Origin of the sequence: Rhodococcus sp. C3V, assembly GCF_029269915.1 — a bacterium.
GTDB lineage: Bacteria > Actinomycetota > Actinomycetes > Mycobacteriales > Mycobacteriaceae > Rhodococcus_F > Rhodococcus_F qingshengii.
In genome coordinates, this window is the sequence record NZ_JARJBE010000004.1 from 66,224 (window position 1) to 80,699 (window position 14,476).

General features: G+C 57.4%; 23 protein-coding genes. All 23 read left to right on the top strand.

Annotation, left to right across the window (positions count from 1 at the left end; genetic code table 11):
* Positions 1 to 212 precede the first annotated feature (212 nt).
* A complete protein-coding gene (locus tag P3G66_RS12605; RefSeq protein WP_276116655.1) occupies positions 213 to 539 on the top strand; it encodes a hypothetical protein in 327 nt (108 codons plus the stop codon).
* Between the two features lie 13 nt (positions 540 to 552).
* Positions 553 to 924 (top strand): cyclic-phosphate processing receiver domain-containing protein, encoded by a 372-nt coding sequence (locus tag P3G66_RS12610; RefSeq protein WP_276116656.1) that lies wholly within the window; start codon positions 553 to 555, stop codon positions 922 to 924.
* Positions 917 to 1,192: a hypothetical protein gene (locus tag P3G66_RS12615; RefSeq protein ID WP_276116657.1), complete on the top strand. Its 276-nt coding sequence runs from the start codon at positions 917 to 919 to the stop codon at positions 1,190 to 1,192. Before P3G66_RS12610 ends, P3G66_RS12615 begins: the two co-directional genes overlap by 8 nt.
* Before the next feature lie 164 nt (positions 1,193 to 1,356).
* Complete coding sequence (locus tag P3G66_RS12620; RefSeq protein ID WP_276116658.1) at positions 1,357 to 1,494, top strand: hypothetical protein; 138 nt, start codon at positions 1,357 to 1,359, stop codon at positions 1,492 to 1,494.
* Between the two features lie 76 nt (positions 1,495 to 1,570).
* Positions 1,571 to 2,212, top strand: coding sequence for a hypothetical protein (locus P3G66_RS12625; protein ID WP_276116659.1), 642 nt, complete (start codon positions 1,571 to 1,573; stop codon positions 2,210 to 2,212).
* A complete protein-coding gene (locus tag P3G66_RS12630) occupies positions 2,205 to 2,477 on the top strand; it encodes a hypothetical protein (protein WP_276116660.1) in 273 nt (90 codons plus the stop codon). Before P3G66_RS12625 ends, P3G66_RS12630 begins: the two co-directional genes overlap by 8 nt.
* Positions 2,478 to 2,481: 4 nt before the next feature.
* On the top strand, positions 2,482 to 2,652 hold the full coding sequence (locus tag P3G66_RS12635) for a hypothetical protein (protein ID WP_276116661.1): 171 nt from the start codon (positions 2,482 to 2,484) through the stop codon (positions 2,650 to 2,652).
* 407 nt (positions 2,653 to 3,059) lie between these two features.
* Positions 3,060 to 3,362 (top strand): HNH endonuclease, encoded by a 303-nt coding sequence (locus P3G66_RS12640; protein WP_276116662.1) that lies wholly within the window; start codon positions 3,060 to 3,062, stop codon positions 3,360 to 3,362.
* Between the two features lie 661 nt (positions 3,363 to 4,023).
* Entirely contained in the window at positions 4,024 to 5,097 is a 1,074-nt protein-coding gene (locus tag P3G66_RS12645) for a terminase (RefSeq protein WP_211921263.1), read from the top strand.
* Positions 5,072 to 5,680 (top strand): terminase, encoded by a 609-nt coding sequence (locus P3G66_RS12650; RefSeq protein ID WP_257230614.1) that lies wholly within the window; start codon positions 5,072 to 5,074, stop codon positions 5,678 to 5,680. Before P3G66_RS12645 ends, P3G66_RS12650 begins: the two co-directional genes overlap by 26 nt.
* An 18-nt stretch (positions 5,681 to 5,698) precedes the next feature.
* Positions 5,699 to 7,039 (top strand): phage portal protein, encoded by a 1,341-nt coding sequence (locus P3G66_RS12655; protein WP_276116663.1) that lies wholly within the window; start codon positions 5,699 to 5,701, stop codon positions 7,037 to 7,039.
* A complete protein-coding gene (locus P3G66_RS12660; protein WP_276116664.1) occupies positions 7,029 to 8,531 on the top strand; it encodes a hypothetical protein in 1,503 nt (500 codons plus the stop codon). The genes P3G66_RS12655 and P3G66_RS12660 overlap by 11 nt, the downstream gene beginning before the upstream one ends.
* Positions 8,524 to 8,859 carry a hypothetical protein gene (locus P3G66_RS12665; RefSeq protein ID WP_276116666.1) on the top strand — a complete coding sequence of 112 codons (336 nt, stop codon included), beginning with the start codon at positions 8,524 to 8,526 and terminating at the stop codon, positions 8,857 to 8,859. Before P3G66_RS12660 ends, P3G66_RS12665 begins: the two co-directional genes overlap by 8 nt.
* Positions 8,860 to 9,190: 331 nt before the next feature.
* Positions 9,191 to 9,718 carry a hypothetical protein gene (locus tag P3G66_RS12670; RefSeq protein WP_276116667.1) on the top strand — a complete coding sequence of 176 codons (528 nt, stop codon included), beginning with the start codon at positions 9,191 to 9,193 and terminating at the stop codon, positions 9,716 to 9,718.
* Between the two features lie 10 nt (positions 9,719 to 9,728).
* On the top strand, positions 9,729 to 10,088 hold the full coding sequence (locus tag P3G66_RS12675) for a DUF2190 family protein (RefSeq protein WP_210377283.1): 360 nt from the start codon (positions 9,729 to 9,731) through the stop codon (positions 10,086 to 10,088).
* A gap of 179 nt (positions 10,089 to 10,267) precedes the next feature.
* Positions 10,268 to 11,074 carry a hypothetical protein gene (locus P3G66_RS12680; protein WP_276116668.1) on the top strand — a complete coding sequence of 269 codons (807 nt, stop codon included), beginning with the start codon at positions 10,268 to 10,270 and terminating at the stop codon, positions 11,072 to 11,074.
* 11 nt (positions 11,075 to 11,085) lie between these two features.
* Positions 11,086 to 11,355 carry a hypothetical protein gene (locus P3G66_RS12685; RefSeq protein WP_211921250.1) on the top strand — a complete coding sequence of 90 codons (270 nt, stop codon included), beginning with the start codon at positions 11,086 to 11,088 and terminating at the stop codon, positions 11,353 to 11,355.
* Entirely contained in the window at positions 11,339 to 11,731 is a 393-nt protein-coding gene (locus tag P3G66_RS12690) for a hypothetical protein (RefSeq protein WP_210377277.1), read from the top strand. Before P3G66_RS12685 ends, P3G66_RS12690 begins: the two co-directional genes overlap by 17 nt.
* A 376-nt stretch (positions 11,732 to 12,107) precedes the next feature.
* Positions 12,108 to 12,293 (top strand): hypothetical protein, encoded by a 186-nt coding sequence (locus P3G66_RS12695; RefSeq protein ID WP_210377275.1) that lies wholly within the window; start codon positions 12,108 to 12,110, stop codon positions 12,291 to 12,293.
* Complete coding sequence (locus P3G66_RS12700; RefSeq protein WP_210377273.1) at positions 12,293 to 12,604, top strand: HK97 gp10 family phage protein; 312 nt, start codon at positions 12,293 to 12,295, stop codon at positions 12,602 to 12,604. The genes P3G66_RS12695 and P3G66_RS12700 overlap by 1 nt, the downstream gene beginning before the upstream one ends.
* Positions 12,604 to 13,050, top strand: a complete 447-nt coding sequence (locus tag P3G66_RS12705) for a hypothetical protein (RefSeq protein ID WP_276116669.1) — start codon at positions 12,604 to 12,606, stop codon at positions 13,048 to 13,050. The genes P3G66_RS12700 and P3G66_RS12705 overlap by 1 nt, the downstream gene beginning before the upstream one ends.
* Before the next feature lie 122 nt (positions 13,051 to 13,172).
* On the top strand, positions 13,173 to 13,739 hold the full coding sequence (locus tag P3G66_RS12710; RefSeq protein WP_276116670.1) for a hypothetical protein: 567 nt from the start codon (positions 13,173 to 13,175) through the stop codon (positions 13,737 to 13,739).
* Between the two features lie 17 nt (positions 13,740 to 13,756).
* Positions 13,757 to 14,218, top strand: a complete 462-nt coding sequence (locus P3G66_RS12715) for a hypothetical protein (RefSeq protein ID WP_276116671.1) — start codon at positions 13,757 to 13,759, stop codon at positions 14,216 to 14,218.
* Positions 14,219 to 14,476 lie beyond the last annotated feature (258 nt).

Here is a 14,476-nt window from a genome sequence, read left to right on the forward strand (position 1 = left end):
GATGACGGGCGCAACCTGGGCGTGGAGAAAGTTCACTGACGAATCGTTGCATACGGGGTGGCGATTTTTGACTTGGGTTGAGCAAAACTGGTGTGTCCCTGTGACTGTCATGATGGAGATATAAGCCTTACAGCCCACGCGTCAAACAAATCTTGCCCTGCCAACCTTCGGGTCGGTGGGGCCATTTTGTGCCCAAAACCTGGAGGACAACCTTGACGATCAATCGCATCGACAGTGACCTTGGTATCAATACGACGGCGCAGGGTTTGGCGTCCTATCGGGATGAACTGTTGGAGCTTGGGTTTCATGCTGCGACGGTGGATGAGCTTGTGCGTGATGCTGCGACGGTGGATGAGCTTGTGCGTGATGCTGCGTATGCGGTTCATCGCCGCGAGTTGCGTGTGAAGTCGCTGACTTACCGCCCGGACACTCGCGTGGCGGTGAATGTTGGCGGGCACGAGTTGCCGTCGCCGTCTGCGATTGTCAAAACGTCTTTCGAAGAGGCACTAGCGGCGTTTAGCTCCTCCATAAATCGATGACCTGGAGGTGCCCGTGAAGCTCTTCGTAGATGACGAGCGTCCCGAGCCCGACGGCTGGGTGCTGCGCATGACTGCGGAAGCCGCGATCGAGACGCTTCGAACGCACCGACTCCTGCGGCAGCCGATCGACTGCCTGTCCCTCGACCATGACCTCGGGTATGCCACCGACACAGTGATGCCCGTCCTCTACTGGATGCAGAAGTACAACTTCTGGCCGGTTGAGTTGTACGTGCACACAGCCAATGAAGACGACGAGGAAGTCATGCTCGGCTTCATAGAGGCGCACGCTCCTGCCGGGACTTTGAAGGGCTACGGCTGCAACTTCTGGGGAACTGGCTCCGACTCGCAGGTGCGGAACTGGATAGGCGGAGGCGCCCGTGAGTGAACGACTAGACCAGGCCTACCAGCAACTCGACGCCGCGATCAAAGAACTCACCGCAGCAGCCGACGAAACCACAGGCACACAAGAATCCTGGATCGTCTCGCACTATGCGGACATTGTCGGGCACCAAAGGTTCACCGACACCGGCACATTGCAGTCCACAGCATCACTGATACTGCCTCACGGCGGGGACATCACATATTCACTTGAGGGTTTGTTGGGGAAGATCCCGGAATTGACCGGGCAGGCAGAAGAGGCAGACCTCGAATGACCCGCAAGAAACCACCAGCAATCGCATACCACTGGTCACCAACCATCCACCGAGACAACATAAAAGCCTCGGGGTTGAAGGTGAACCACGGCGGAATCACGCGAAGCAAGCCAACTGTGTGCCTTTCGCCCACGCCACTGGACGCATGGAGCCTGAGCGCAGGCATGCGAGACCCAGACAGTTGGGATCTGTGGCAGGTGAAAGTGCCGGCAACAGCGTTTTGGCGGTCGGACGGATACCCCGAACTACGAACCTTCACTGACATCCCTGCCGAGCATGTCACCTATGTGGCCACCGCATGACTCAGGCATTCGCATAACTGCTGTTCAGGCAACTTCCCTCACCCGCGGGTAACACCTACAGGAGACTTCACCCCAGATGGCAACAATCCAGCTGTACACCACAGCACTGAAACACCATGCGACTTACGACATCACCTCGCGTGATTCCATTTACGATCCAATGTGGAAGCGCGTCAACATCAAGATCCGCGTTGATCAAACCGATGTCCCAACTGATGCTGCTATCCCTGAAGCCGAAGTCACCATCGCCCGGATCATTGAGCATGACGGCGAAACCACAAGCTACAGAGTGGAAAGCCATGCAACCTGGTTTGAGTGGCGACAATCCTCATCCGTTCCCTGGAATGCGATCCGCAAGCAATCAACGGATTACGTGCTGACACGGTTGTCTGATGATGCTGAGAGGATCGTTGAGGCGGTTCTCGCGAAGCCCGTTACCTCTGAAGGTGTTCGCGACACCAGAATCCACATCAACATCGCACCGTCGGATCTATCCTCGATGCTGCGCCGGCAACAGCAGTTGCAGACATTCGCAGTGAAGGCTAGCCGGATTGAAGCACTCGAACGCAAAGTCCGAGTGGCGCAATGGCAGAGGGCCGCGGCTTACGAACGTCTCCGGGGTACCGAGCAAACCTCATGGTTCGATCCTCGACGCACCGCAGACGAGAATCTATCGGCGGCGAAGTGCGCCCTGGCCGAGGAGTGCAGCAGTGAATAAACCAGACACAGATCCATGGGTACGTAGACACACACCGCACTACGACGAAGTGACACGCATCCTCGGACCCACACGATCCAAACGAATCGCCGACGAACGCGTCAGACAAATCAGCAGACGATGGCTCAAAGCAGACCAGATCATCGAAGACGACAACGGTGAACTGAAGCTCAACGCGGCAGGCGACGACATCATGACCGAGTCCGTCCGCATCAGAATCCCTCGCGACTCGTGGATGCGCAGAGAGTTCAAACGCAGCAGGTGATCCCGTGACCACAATGCGTGACGGGATCCGCACACTAGCGAAGGCCGACCTCATCGGCTACGGGCTGACAGCGGAACAAGCAGAGGCCACGCTCGATCAGGTGGACACCATCACGGACAAACTCGGGTGGCCGAAACAAACTGCCGGCGAATCTAAAACGCAGAAACAAATCTAAACAGAAACTTCTCAATCAGATTTTTTCTAATCAGATTTTTTCTGAAACAAAATCCGCGGACAACAGCTGACGGCACGAGCATCGCCAGCACGGTGAGCACACCCACGAAGGCAGCTCACCAAACGCGGAGAAGCCGGCGAGAAGACACAACCCCCAACACGGACACACATGCACACCGGCTACCGGACCACCACACAGGCCAGCAGCCAACGGGTGCAACACAAAGCACCCAGCATCCATACGCGTGGCACACGTACACACAGGGCACAGGCACCCCGCACACAGGGAACCAGGCAACCCCTCGCAGACAACAGCAACAGACACGCCAACGACACGATGAGTATGCGAGGTGAGCACCCATGCCACGAGCACGCACACGCGTCTGTTCACAACCCGGATGCCACCACATGCAACCAGAGCCAGAGTGCAAGCAGCACAGGGCACAGCGTGACGCCCACCAATGGGCAACCACACCCACCAAGCGCACACGCACAGCAGCCGAACAGAAACGCAGAGCCACAGCAGTAACCGAACACCGAGCACTTGAAGGCAACTGGTGCCCCGGACACAACAGACCAGGACACCCCAGCACCGACCTCACAGCCGACCACATCCACGACATCCAACACGGAGGGTCACCAACAGGACCCCTCCAAGTCCTCTGCCGGGCATGCAACAGCACCAAAGCAGGCAGCCGGCCAAGCCCCTGACCAGCACAAACACAAACCGTACGCAAAGCGAACGACCAAGCTGACCTGCACCAACACAAGGGGTGGGGGCAAACCCCCAAACGCGAAAACGAAAATCACCGCGGGGGAGGGCGCGCAATGGTGCGAATAGTTCAAAAGTTTTCAGGCCGGCGCGATGCTGGCTTGGTTTGATGCGGCGCGATGCTGCTGAAGGTGGTGGTTGTGGTGGCTCGTGGTGGTGCTCGTAGTAGGTCTGGGCCGCAGCCTGATCCGACTTCTGGTCGTTCTGATCGGCGTGGTGTGGGTGGTGGTGTGGTGTTGCCGGCTGAGGGTTATTCGGGGCCGGTGCCTGATTGGCCGTTTGGGTCTGGGACTGCTCGTGAGCTTGAGGTGTGGGGGAAGGCGTGGGAGTCGCCTCAGGCTGCTGCGTGGGCTAGGGAGTCGTGGCGTTGGGAGACGGTTGCGATGTGGGTTCGGTGGAAGGTTCGTGCTGAGTCTGCTGATGCTGGTCCTGGGGAGGCTACGGCGATGTTTCGTTTGGCTGATCAGGTGGGGATGTCGCCGGCGGGGTTGCGTGAGAATGGTTGGTCGATCGCGTCGGATGAGGTTGGCGTTGTTCGTGAGGAGAGTTCTGGTCCTGTTGTTGCGGTAGGCCCTCCTGAGCGTCGGTTGCGGGCTGTTGATGTCGGGCAGTGAGTTTGTGGTTGATTTTCCGACGTTGGGTGATTTGCAGGATGGGTGGGTGCGGCAGCATTGTCGTGTCCCGAATGGGTTTCAGCGTGGTAAGCCGTTTGAGATGGCTGACTGGCAGTTTTGGTGTACTGCTAACCATTACAGGATTCGGTCGGATGCTGAGTGGGTTCCTGAGAATCCGTTGTTGAATCAGGCGTTTACGTATCGGCGTTCGCAGATTGTGGCTCCGCAGAAGACGGGTAAGGGTCCGTGGTCGGCGGGGATTGTGGCTGTGGAGGCTGTTGGTCCGAGTTTGTTTGCTGGTTGGGCTGGTGAGGGTGATGGCTATGCCTGCTCCGATTGGGGTTGTGGGTGTGGTTGGGAGTACCCGTATTTGCCTGGTGAGCCGATGGGGATGCGTCATCCTTCGCCGTTGATTCAGTTGACGGCTACGTCTGAGGATCAGGTTGCGAATGTGTATCGCCCGCTTGTGGCGATGATCAAGTTGGGTCCGTTGTCGGATTTGATGTATCCGCGTGAGGGTTTCATTCGTATTGCTGGTGAGTCTGGCGATGATGATGGTGACCGTATTGATGTTGTGACTGCGTCGGCGAATTCGCGTCTTGGTAATCCGATTAGTTTCGCGTTGCAGGATGAAACCGGTCTGTACACCAAGACTAATAAGATGGTGAATGTTGCTGATACGCAGCGTCGTGGTGCTGCTGGTATGGGCGGTCGGACCTTGGAGACCACGAACTGTTGGGATCCGTCCGAGAATTCGGTTGCGCAGGCTACGTATGAGTCTCAGGTGCAGGACATTTTCCGGTTTTATCGGAAGCCGCCGGCTGGGTTGTCGTATCGGAATAAGCGTGATCGTAGGAAGATTCACCAGTATGTCTACGAGGGTTCGTGGTGGGTGAATCTGGATTCGATCGAGGCTGATGCGGCCGAGATTTTGGAGCGTGATCCGGCTCAGGCTGAGCGGTTCTTCGGTAATCGGCTGGTGTATGGCCAGGGGTCTTGGCTTCGTGATGGTTTGTGGGAGTCGAGGTTCGCTGGTGTCGAAGAAAGAGGCGTTGCCTAATCCTGCTCCTGGAACTGCGATTTCGTTGGGTTTCGACGGGTCGGAAAATAATGACTGGACTGCGATTCGGGCTGAGACGCGTGATGGTTTTCAGTTCACGCCGTTGTATGGGCCTGATCGGTTGCCGACGATTTGGAAGCCTGTTGATTGGGGTGATCAGATTCCGCGTGGCGAGGTGAATGCTGCTGTGGATGAGATCTTTTCGACGTGGCGTGTTGGCCGGTTCTACTGTGACCCGCAGGACTGGTATTCGGAGATCGGTGATTGGTCTCTTGCTCATGGTGATGGGCATGTGTCGGAGTGGCCGACGAACAAGATTGATCGAATGTTTCACGCTATTAGGCGTTTTGAGACGGATCTGGCTAGTGGGCGAATCACTCAGGATGGTTGCCCGATTACGGCGATCGCTATGGCGAATTGTCGGAAGGTCGCGAAGCCGGGTCAGAAGTATGTGTTGGGTAAGCCGGCGGATCATCAAAAGATTGATCCTGCAATGGCTTCCATTCTTGCTCATGAGGCTGCGGCTGATGCTCGTGAGGCTGGTTGGTCGGATGCTCCGAGTAGCCGAATGATTGTTTTCTGAAAGTGGGTGGTTGTGCCGATGGCCGACACTGTGAACGCTATTGACCTGATCCCGGTTCTTGAAAAGGGTTTGACGGCTGATCTGGCGAATCTGACGAAGTGGGACAACTATTTGGAGGGCGAGCAGCCTCTCAAGTACATGTCTGAGGCGATGAAGGAAGAGCTTGGTGACACCGCTGTCGAGTTGGTGTTGAACTGGGCTCGTCTGGTTGCTGATGCGTATGAGAACCGTTTGGATGTCGAAGGTTTCCGGTATGCGGACTCTGACACTGAGGATGCCGATCTATGGGCGTGTTGGCAGTACAACGACATGGATGAGCAGTCTCAGCAGGGGCATCTGGATTCGTTGGCGTTGTCGCGGGCCTACGTGCTGATTTCCTCGAATGAGGAGAAGGACAAGCCGCCGCGGAATACGGTCGAGTCACCGTTTCAGGTGTGGGCGCAGCGCGATCCGAAGACCCGCAAAGTGAATGCGGCGATCAAGAAGTGGAAAGACCTGGACAAGGTTGAGCATGTCCTGGTGTACACGCCTGTTGAGACAGTGGAGTTCGTAAAGGACGGTGGCGACTGGAGGCAGGACGGGTTCAAGGATAAGCACAACTTTGGGATTGTTCCTGTTGTGCCGCTGGTCAATAAACCGCGGTTGTTGCGCCCAGATGGGATGACGGAGTTCAGGGATATTATTCCGTTGGCTGATGCGGCAAACAAGATGGCTACGGACATGATGACTTCGGCTGAGTTTCATGCGATGCCGCGCCGGTATGCGTTCGGGTTGAAGGCGAGTGACTTCGTTGACAAGAACGGCAATCCGATCAGTGCGTGGTCGAAGATCAAGGGGCGTCTGTGGGCGTCGGAGGATTCCAATGTCAAAGTTGGGACGTTCGACGAGTCGGATCTGACGAACTTCCATGGCACGATCAAACTGCTGGCGCAGTTGACTTCCCAGCTCGCGGCGTTACCGCCTCACTACATGGGGTTCAACAGTGACAACCCTCCTTCGGCGGATGCGATGCGCTCTTCGGAGTCGCAGTTGGTGAAGAAGGTTGAGCGCAAGCACACGTTCCTCGGTGGAGCGTGGGAGGACGTTCAGCGCATCAATTTGATGTTCATGCGAGGGAAGCCTGAGTTGGAGGATCGCGATTACCAGTTGGAGACGGTGTGGCGTGATCCATCGACACCGACTGTGGCGCAGGTTGCTGATGCTGCGGTGAAGAAGTATGAGTCTGGTTTGGTTCCGTTGGAGCAGACGCGTATCGATTTGGGGTACAGCGCTACTCAGCGGGAGCAGATGCGGAAGATGGATGAGGAAACCTCTCCTGCGAATCAGATTGCCGGCATTGTGAAGGCGAATGCTGCCTGATGCTGCGGCCGCGCATTACGCGGAGCAGCGGGGGATTACGGCTGAGGTGTTGGGGATCGCCGCGGATATGTGGGGTTCTCGACCGCCTTCCGATTTCGATGCGTGGTTTGACCGGAATCTGCCGATGCTTATGCAGTTGGTGGCCTCTGGGCAAGGTCGAGCGATGGCCGGTTCGAGTGTGTATGTCGCTGATGTGCTGGACGAGCTGGGTATTGGCGTTCAACCGGATGCGGTGCCGAATCTTGATGGCTTGGTCGGCGTGGCCTCTGATGGGCGTGCGCTGGAGTCGTTGATGTACGGCGCTGTGGTCACCGCTAAGGGCCAGGTTGCCCAGGGTGCGTCTACTGCTCAGGCGTGGGCGTCGGGGCTTTCTGCGTTGCTTGTGAGGATGCAGGTGCAGGTTGCGGATGCATCTCGCGCTGCAACGTCGCTGCATATCGCATCGAGGCGACGAGTCGGGTACGTGCGAATGCTCAATCCGCCGTCATGTCCGCGGTGCACAGTGTTGGCGGGCAAGTTCTACAAGTACAACGTGGGGTTTCTTAGGCACCCTGGGTGCGATTGCCGGCATATCCCATCTACGGAAAACCGCTCCGGTGATCTGACCACCGATCCGAACGAGTATTTCGAGTCCCTTTCTGTGGAGCAGCAGGAAAGGCAGTTCACTGTTGCTGGCGCTCAGGCGATTCGCGAGGGTGCTGACATCAGTCAGGTTGTGAATGCACGTCGGGGGATGTCCACGGCGCAGGTGTTCGGCGAGGAGCTGCTCGCGACTCACGAAGGTGTGACTCGTAGAGGTGTCGCTTACCGGGCAATGTCGAACGCGGGGTCTGCCCGCAGATCGACTGATGTCCGCGGCCGACGTTACTTTCAGGCGAGTACACCCAGGTTGATGCCTGAGTCGATTATGGCGATGGCCGAGGATCGTCCTGATGCATTGCGTCTCCTGAAGCTGTACGGCTACATGGCAGACGAGGTTCCTGTGCGATCGAAGCCGGTTCCTTTGACTAGCGCTGGTGGTGGGAAGCCTCCCGTTAAGCCTCCGACGCGTGGTCAATCAATCCAAGGTGGCGATCCGCCCCGTAAAGGCAAAGTGGACCGCACGCAGGTCAAGCATGTGGAACAACACGAGTTGGACACTGCTGAGCGGCTGGCGCTGCTGGGTCACAACGTGACGTTCCGCCCACCGATCGCAGCACGCCGTGAAGATGTTCTGATCGAGGGACCCGATGGGGCTGTCGCGTGGGAGTTCAAATCGCCCACATCTTCCAGCAGAAACACCATCATGCGGCAGATCACCAAAAGCATGGGTGAACAGGCGAATCGTTGGATTCTGGATATCAACCGGTCGGATATCAGTTTCGAGGCCGCTGAAGAGCTGTCATCGAACTTGATTGGTAGATATGCTGATGTGCACGAGATCTGGATCATCGGTGCCGCCGGCGCGGATGGTTTGCCGCTACAACGAAGGATTGGAGGCTCTGATGGCTAACGTCGATTACGTGGAAGTGTCAGGTGCTTCCTCCCTGAATGATGTTGTTTCGGCGGTTTCGGATGTGCTCGGGGCTGCGGTGCTGGACGGGCCGCAGCCGTGGATGACCCCAGATGATCGCACTCGGGTGGGGGTTTCCCCGGATCCTGAGGATGCCGGCACTGTGTTGGTGGAGATCTACTACGCGGGTGGTTTGGCTGCCCGCCGGCGGTGCGCACAGTCCATCTTCGATGCGCTGGTTACGCGTACGGGGTGGGGTTTGCTGTTGACGTCTGATGACGCTCCGGGTGAGGGTGTTGTTGCTGAACGGGTCCGCTCTGCTGCGTAAGCGTGCACTTGCTGTTGAACCCCGAAGTGTTTGATGCTTCGGGGTTTTTTCATGCCCGAAACCGGTGAAATCTTGGTAACCAACGCGAGTTGGTAGATCCCAATCTTTGAGGCCCTGTGAGCTTTCTGCTCCGGGGCCATTTTTGTACCCAAATTCTTTTGGCCACGGTCTGTGGCTGTTCTTATTCCCGTCCGGGCGATCCGGTGCGGGCCAATTCCCCCGCGATGGAGGCGTTCTACCTATGTCTGAAGTTACCCATGCTGTTCCCGTTGTTTCTGATCCGAATGTTGTGCCGCCGGTTCCTGGTGTCACTCCTGAGGCTGTACCTGTTGTGCCTACAGCTCCTGTGTCGACTGCTCCTGTTGTTCCTGCCGCGACGGCTGAACCTCAGTATCCCGAGGGTCTCGGTGACCCCGGCAAGAAGGCGCTCGATGCCGAACGTGCACGTGCAGAAAAGGCTGAACGAGATTTGAAGGCTTTGCGCGACAAGGCTGCTGCTGATGCGAAGGCGGCTGAGGATGCGAAGCTGTCGGAACTTGAACGGGCGCAGAAGATTGCGACTGAAGCGACCGCTGCGGCGGAGAAGCAAGCGCAGGAGAATCTGCGTCTTAACTTCGCTTACAACAACGGCGTCCCCAAGGAATGGGTGAATCGCCTCGAAGGCTCGACTCCTGAAGAACTTGCGGCTGACTGGGCGATCCTGCGGCCGACGTTGGTGGCCCCGGTGGCTGCTGTCGATCCGAACGCACCTCGCGTTCCTGCTCCGGTCCCGTCTCCGGGACCGCAGCCCAGTCCGACCAAAACTGAGGATCAACTCCTCTACGAGCAGGTCTACGGGTCTGCTCCGAATCGAAAGTGAGACAAAACTTATGGCTGAATATACTCCGATCCGTAAGCCTGGCGCTGATGTGCCGATCGCTACGTCGGCTGCTGTGACTGGCGGGCAGGTGGTTGCCATTTCCGGTAACAGCACTGTCGCTCCCGCAGGTGCCGCGTCTGCTGCCTGGTTTGGTGTTGCGGCGTTCGATGCTGCTGTCGGCGAGACGGTGACTGTGCATCGTGGCGGTGTTCACGAGTTGACTGCATCGGGCCCGATTGTTGCTGGCGCGAATGTGATTACTGCTGCTGCTGGCGCTGTCGCCACTGCTGGCGCTGGCACGTTCGATCAGGTTGTGGGAATTGCGATTTCCGCTGCTGCTGGCGGCAAGGTACGTGTCGCGCTCCGCTGAGTGCCGCTCCTTTTCTCTTATTTCATTCTTCGAAGCCCTCACGTTCTCGTGGTGGGCTTCTTTAGGCTCTGGAGGGCCGAAAATTGGCTATTACTTATCCCGCTGGTCCGCCCACTTTCTCTGCGGACACTGCAACGATCAATCGGTTCCTGAACAGCCCCACGGCTGTGGCGACTCGGGTGAACGAGATTGCGAATCAGCGTTTCATCTCCGATTTCATTTTGACTTCCCGTCAGGATGTGTCGGGTGGTGCGATCGTGTTCGATCAGGATGACCCGCTTTACACTGATCGTCCGGTTGAGGCGATTTCGCCTGGCGCTGAGTACCCGCTGGCTGGTGTCGGTTCGGGTACCCCGCAGGCGGTTCGGGTCACCAAGTGGGGCCAGGACGTGCCGATCACGGATGAGAAGATCAAGCGGTCGAACTTCTCCCCGGTTGAGAAGGCGTTCAACGTCATTGTGAATCAGCTTGTGAAGACAGTTGATTCGTTGTCGCTGTCGCTGATCGCGTCTCAGGTCACTGCTGCCCAGAATGTTACGGATGGTGCGTGGGCTAGTTCCACCAAGATTCTTCGCGACATCATGCTCGCGAAGGCGAAGGTGAAGGGCCTGAACAAAGGCTATGACCCCGACGTTATTGTCGTGGATGACCTCACGTGGGCTCTCCTCGCGTCTGATGACAAGCTGTCGACTTTGATGGCTCGTGAGGACAAGGGTAACTCGGTGTACACGGGTGAGTTCCGCACCATTGCGGGTCTGACGATTCTCCCGACCCCGAACCTGCCTGCTGCCGGCGCATGGGTTATTGACACCAACGCCCTCGGCGGTATCGGTGACGAGAAACTCGGTGAAGGTTACGTCGGCGACACCGTTGAGACGAAGTCGATTCGCGACGAGGACAACGATCAGTGGCGTGTTCGTGGCCGGCGTGTGTGCGTTCCGTATGTGAATGAGCCTGGTGCTGCTATCAAGATCACCGGAATCTGAGGGGTTTGAGTATGTCCTATGTTGTTGTTGCGCCCCTTGTCGGGGTGAATGGTGCTGATGGAAAGCTGAAGTACCTGTATCAGGATGCGGTTGTGCCGCTTGATGTGTCGGAAGCGGATGTTGCGCGTCTCGCTGCGGGTGGCCTGATCGAGAAGCTTGAAACCGAAACGGTTGAGGCTGAGACGGTCGAGACCGAGAAGGTTGAGCCTGTTGTGAAGACCACTCCCGCAAAGGCAGCCCCCAAGAAGCCCGCAGGGGCATCGAGTGACGGCACCGCTTAGCCCGCTCATCACAGTTGAAGACGTTCAGTTTCGTCTGGGGGAAACCTTCGATGACGCTGAACGCCTTCAGGTTGAGTCGTTGATCGACTTCGCGTCGGCTCGACTGCGTGCGTATCCGCTGGACATTGACACCCGTATCGCGCAGGGCTCGCTGAGTCCTGCGCTCGTTACGGGGGTCCTGGTCACTGCGGTGGCCCGCGCTGTAGATGCTATGCGAGTGGGTTTGCGGGTCCGCTCGGAACAGTACCCGGAGATCAGCACCACCTATGTGGATGTCGATCCGTCGCTGATCTTCTTCTCCGCTGATGATCTGGCTGTACTCGATCCAGCGGTGGGAGTTCAATTCGGTGGCGCTTTCACGATTGTGCCGGGCTGATGTCGAAACTACCTGAGAAGTGGGTGTTGTTGCAGGACAACCCCCCAGAGCTTGATCCGTCTACGGGCAATCGACGGCCTGTTGCCCCTACTGAGGTGCCGTGGACAGGCCTGCTGCAACAGCGACAGCTCGCCTCGTCATCCGTTGATGCCGGCAACGTGGAGATCGTGGACGGTCACGTGGTGAGTTCGTATGTGCTGCTGTTGGATCCGGGTCTGGTTCCGCATCCAGTGCCACGCTCCAAATTTCGCGACGAGGACGGCACTGTGTTCACGGTTGTCGGAAAACCTCGGGTTAGGCGTCCGGTTCGCGGGTCCCGCAAACCAAAGTACATTTCCGCGATTGTGCGGAGTTCAACTGATTACCAGGAGTGACTATGGCGATTGTGTCCTATACCGACGAGGACGGTGTGCATTTCACCGATGAATTCTCGAAGACGTACGAAAAGCATCTGAAGGCTGTGGCCGACAAGGGTGCGGTGAAGCCGGCGGAAACGCCGAAGCCGGAACCTGTGAAGCCTGTTGCGAAGCCGGATGTGAAGTCTGACCTCAAGGTCAGCTAATGGCGCGGGTCACGATCTACCGTGACAACGCTCAGCGGGAGGCTCGGGAACTGTCCACCGAGGGTCGCAAGGAAATCGCGGAGAAGATTAAATCCGAGTTCGATGCGACAGCTCCGAGGCGCACAGGGGAGTTCGTTGGGGGTTCGGCGCTGGTAGTGGAAGGTGACCGTGTGTTCGTTGAGGACAACGATCCGGAGGCGTTCTGGAAAGAGTACGGAACGTCGAGGATGCGCGGCATTGCGGCGATGACGAACGCTGCCCGCAAGCACGGCAAGTATTCCGGGTTCAAACCTCGGGGATCGAGGGCCTGATGACTGCTTTCACACCGTTCGCTCCTGGAGCTATCCGCGACTTCTTGATCAACAATGCCGAGTTCACTGCACTTGTTCCTGCGGTAAACATTTCGACGCGGGACATCCCTGATCCTCTGACTGGTCCGTTCGTGACCTTGTCCGCTCCCAGTAATTATGGGGAGGATCCGATGTTGCGCCGGCCGATGATTCAGTGCGATGTGTGGGTTCCGAAACTTGAAATCTTGGGCGGGGATACGGATCCGGAAGAGTTGGCGTGGAACATTGCTGACATTGCTGGGCGGTTGGTGCACAAGGCTCCGTCGTCGCAGCGACGGTTCCGGAATTGTTCGTGGGCTGCGAAGTGGATTGACGGCCCGATTACGGATGTTGATGCCGAACGTGGTCCCGAGAATCTGTTGTTCCGTGCGCTTGTGCGTTGGGACTTGAAGATGATCGTCCGCTAACTCGCCACCGATGTGTGGCGTCTCAATTGTCCTGCCCTGAATGTTTGCCGCGCCAGGCGCATTCGGGGTGGGACTCACTTATTTCTGCCCGCGCTTGGTGTGGGCTTTTCTGGAGGTTTTTTGTGAGTACTCATGCAGATCCGAATAAGGCTTATGTTTGGCAGGATGGTGACGCGTTCCGTGCTCCTGCTGGCACTGCGGCACCTACTGATCCGTTTGGTTTGACCCTTGTTACTGGCACTGCACCTGGTGTGACTTGGGATGCGTTCGGCGGTATTGAGGCGGGGTTTGAGCAGAACCCCAGCCAGGACACCAAGGAGTTGCCGATCTGGAACTACCGCCAGTCGTCTTACAAGATTGCTCGCGGCCCGCGTTCTGATCGTTTGAAGCTGAAGCCTGTCGATTACTCGAAGGCGACTGTGCTGACCCTGTTGCAGGGCGGTGAAATCGTTGAGACTGCACCGGATTCCGGAATCTTCAAGTGGGTGATTGGGGATTCGGAGGAGTTCGCGATCCTGTTGCGCCTTGAGGATGAGGATGACAAGCAGGTGCTGTATTGCGAGCGGGCGACGTTGTTCACTCCGCCTCCGCGTTCGCTTGGTGGAGACAAGATTGATGGCTTTGAGCTTGAGTTGCTGGCGTTGTCGCCGGTTCAGCTTCTGACTAACAGTAACCCGCTCGCACCTTAATTTGAGGAGTTTTTTGTATGCCTGGCGCACCCCGTAAGTCTGTTTCGAAGGTTGAGCCCACTGTGGTTGAGTCTGAGGTGGTTGCAGATGAGGTCGATGATGCTTTTGACCTTCTGTCCGTGTTGGACACTGAAGATCTTCCACCTGTTCCGGTGAAGTTGAAGGATGCGAAGTTCGACATCCGACGAAGCTACAGCGGTGAAGAGTCGATTCAGTTTGGTGCCTATTTGCGTGCCGATCAGATCGAGTTGGCGATGAAGCTGATCGCAGGCGATGAAGGTGGTAGTGCGATTGCACGACATCTCGGTGACTGTTCAATTGAGCAGGCTGTGAAGCTGATCAACAAGCTCGGGAACATTTCGACGCTGACTTCGGGGGAAGCGTTGGCGCTCTTGCCTGCCTCACTACGCGGGATGGATGGAGCGCTGCCCTCACAGGATGCGAACGCTACTACGGTCGAGGCCTCCGCGAAATCTTGAGGGAGCCACTTCGGGACTGCGCGTTGAAGATCCGTGCGGTGATGGAGTGGCTTGAGGCGGAGAAGCGGGATTCTGAGAATCTCGCGATGCTGGTGGATCGCGATGATTACTGGTTGAACTCGGAGTACGCGAATTGGATCGCGGATCCTGATGACAAGGATGCTCAGAGGGAGCGGGACAGGCGGAAGCGTGAGGGTATTAAGCCTCCGCCTCTGCCTGTGTTGCCTCCGGTGGGGAAGCGGTCTGTGTCGGATATGT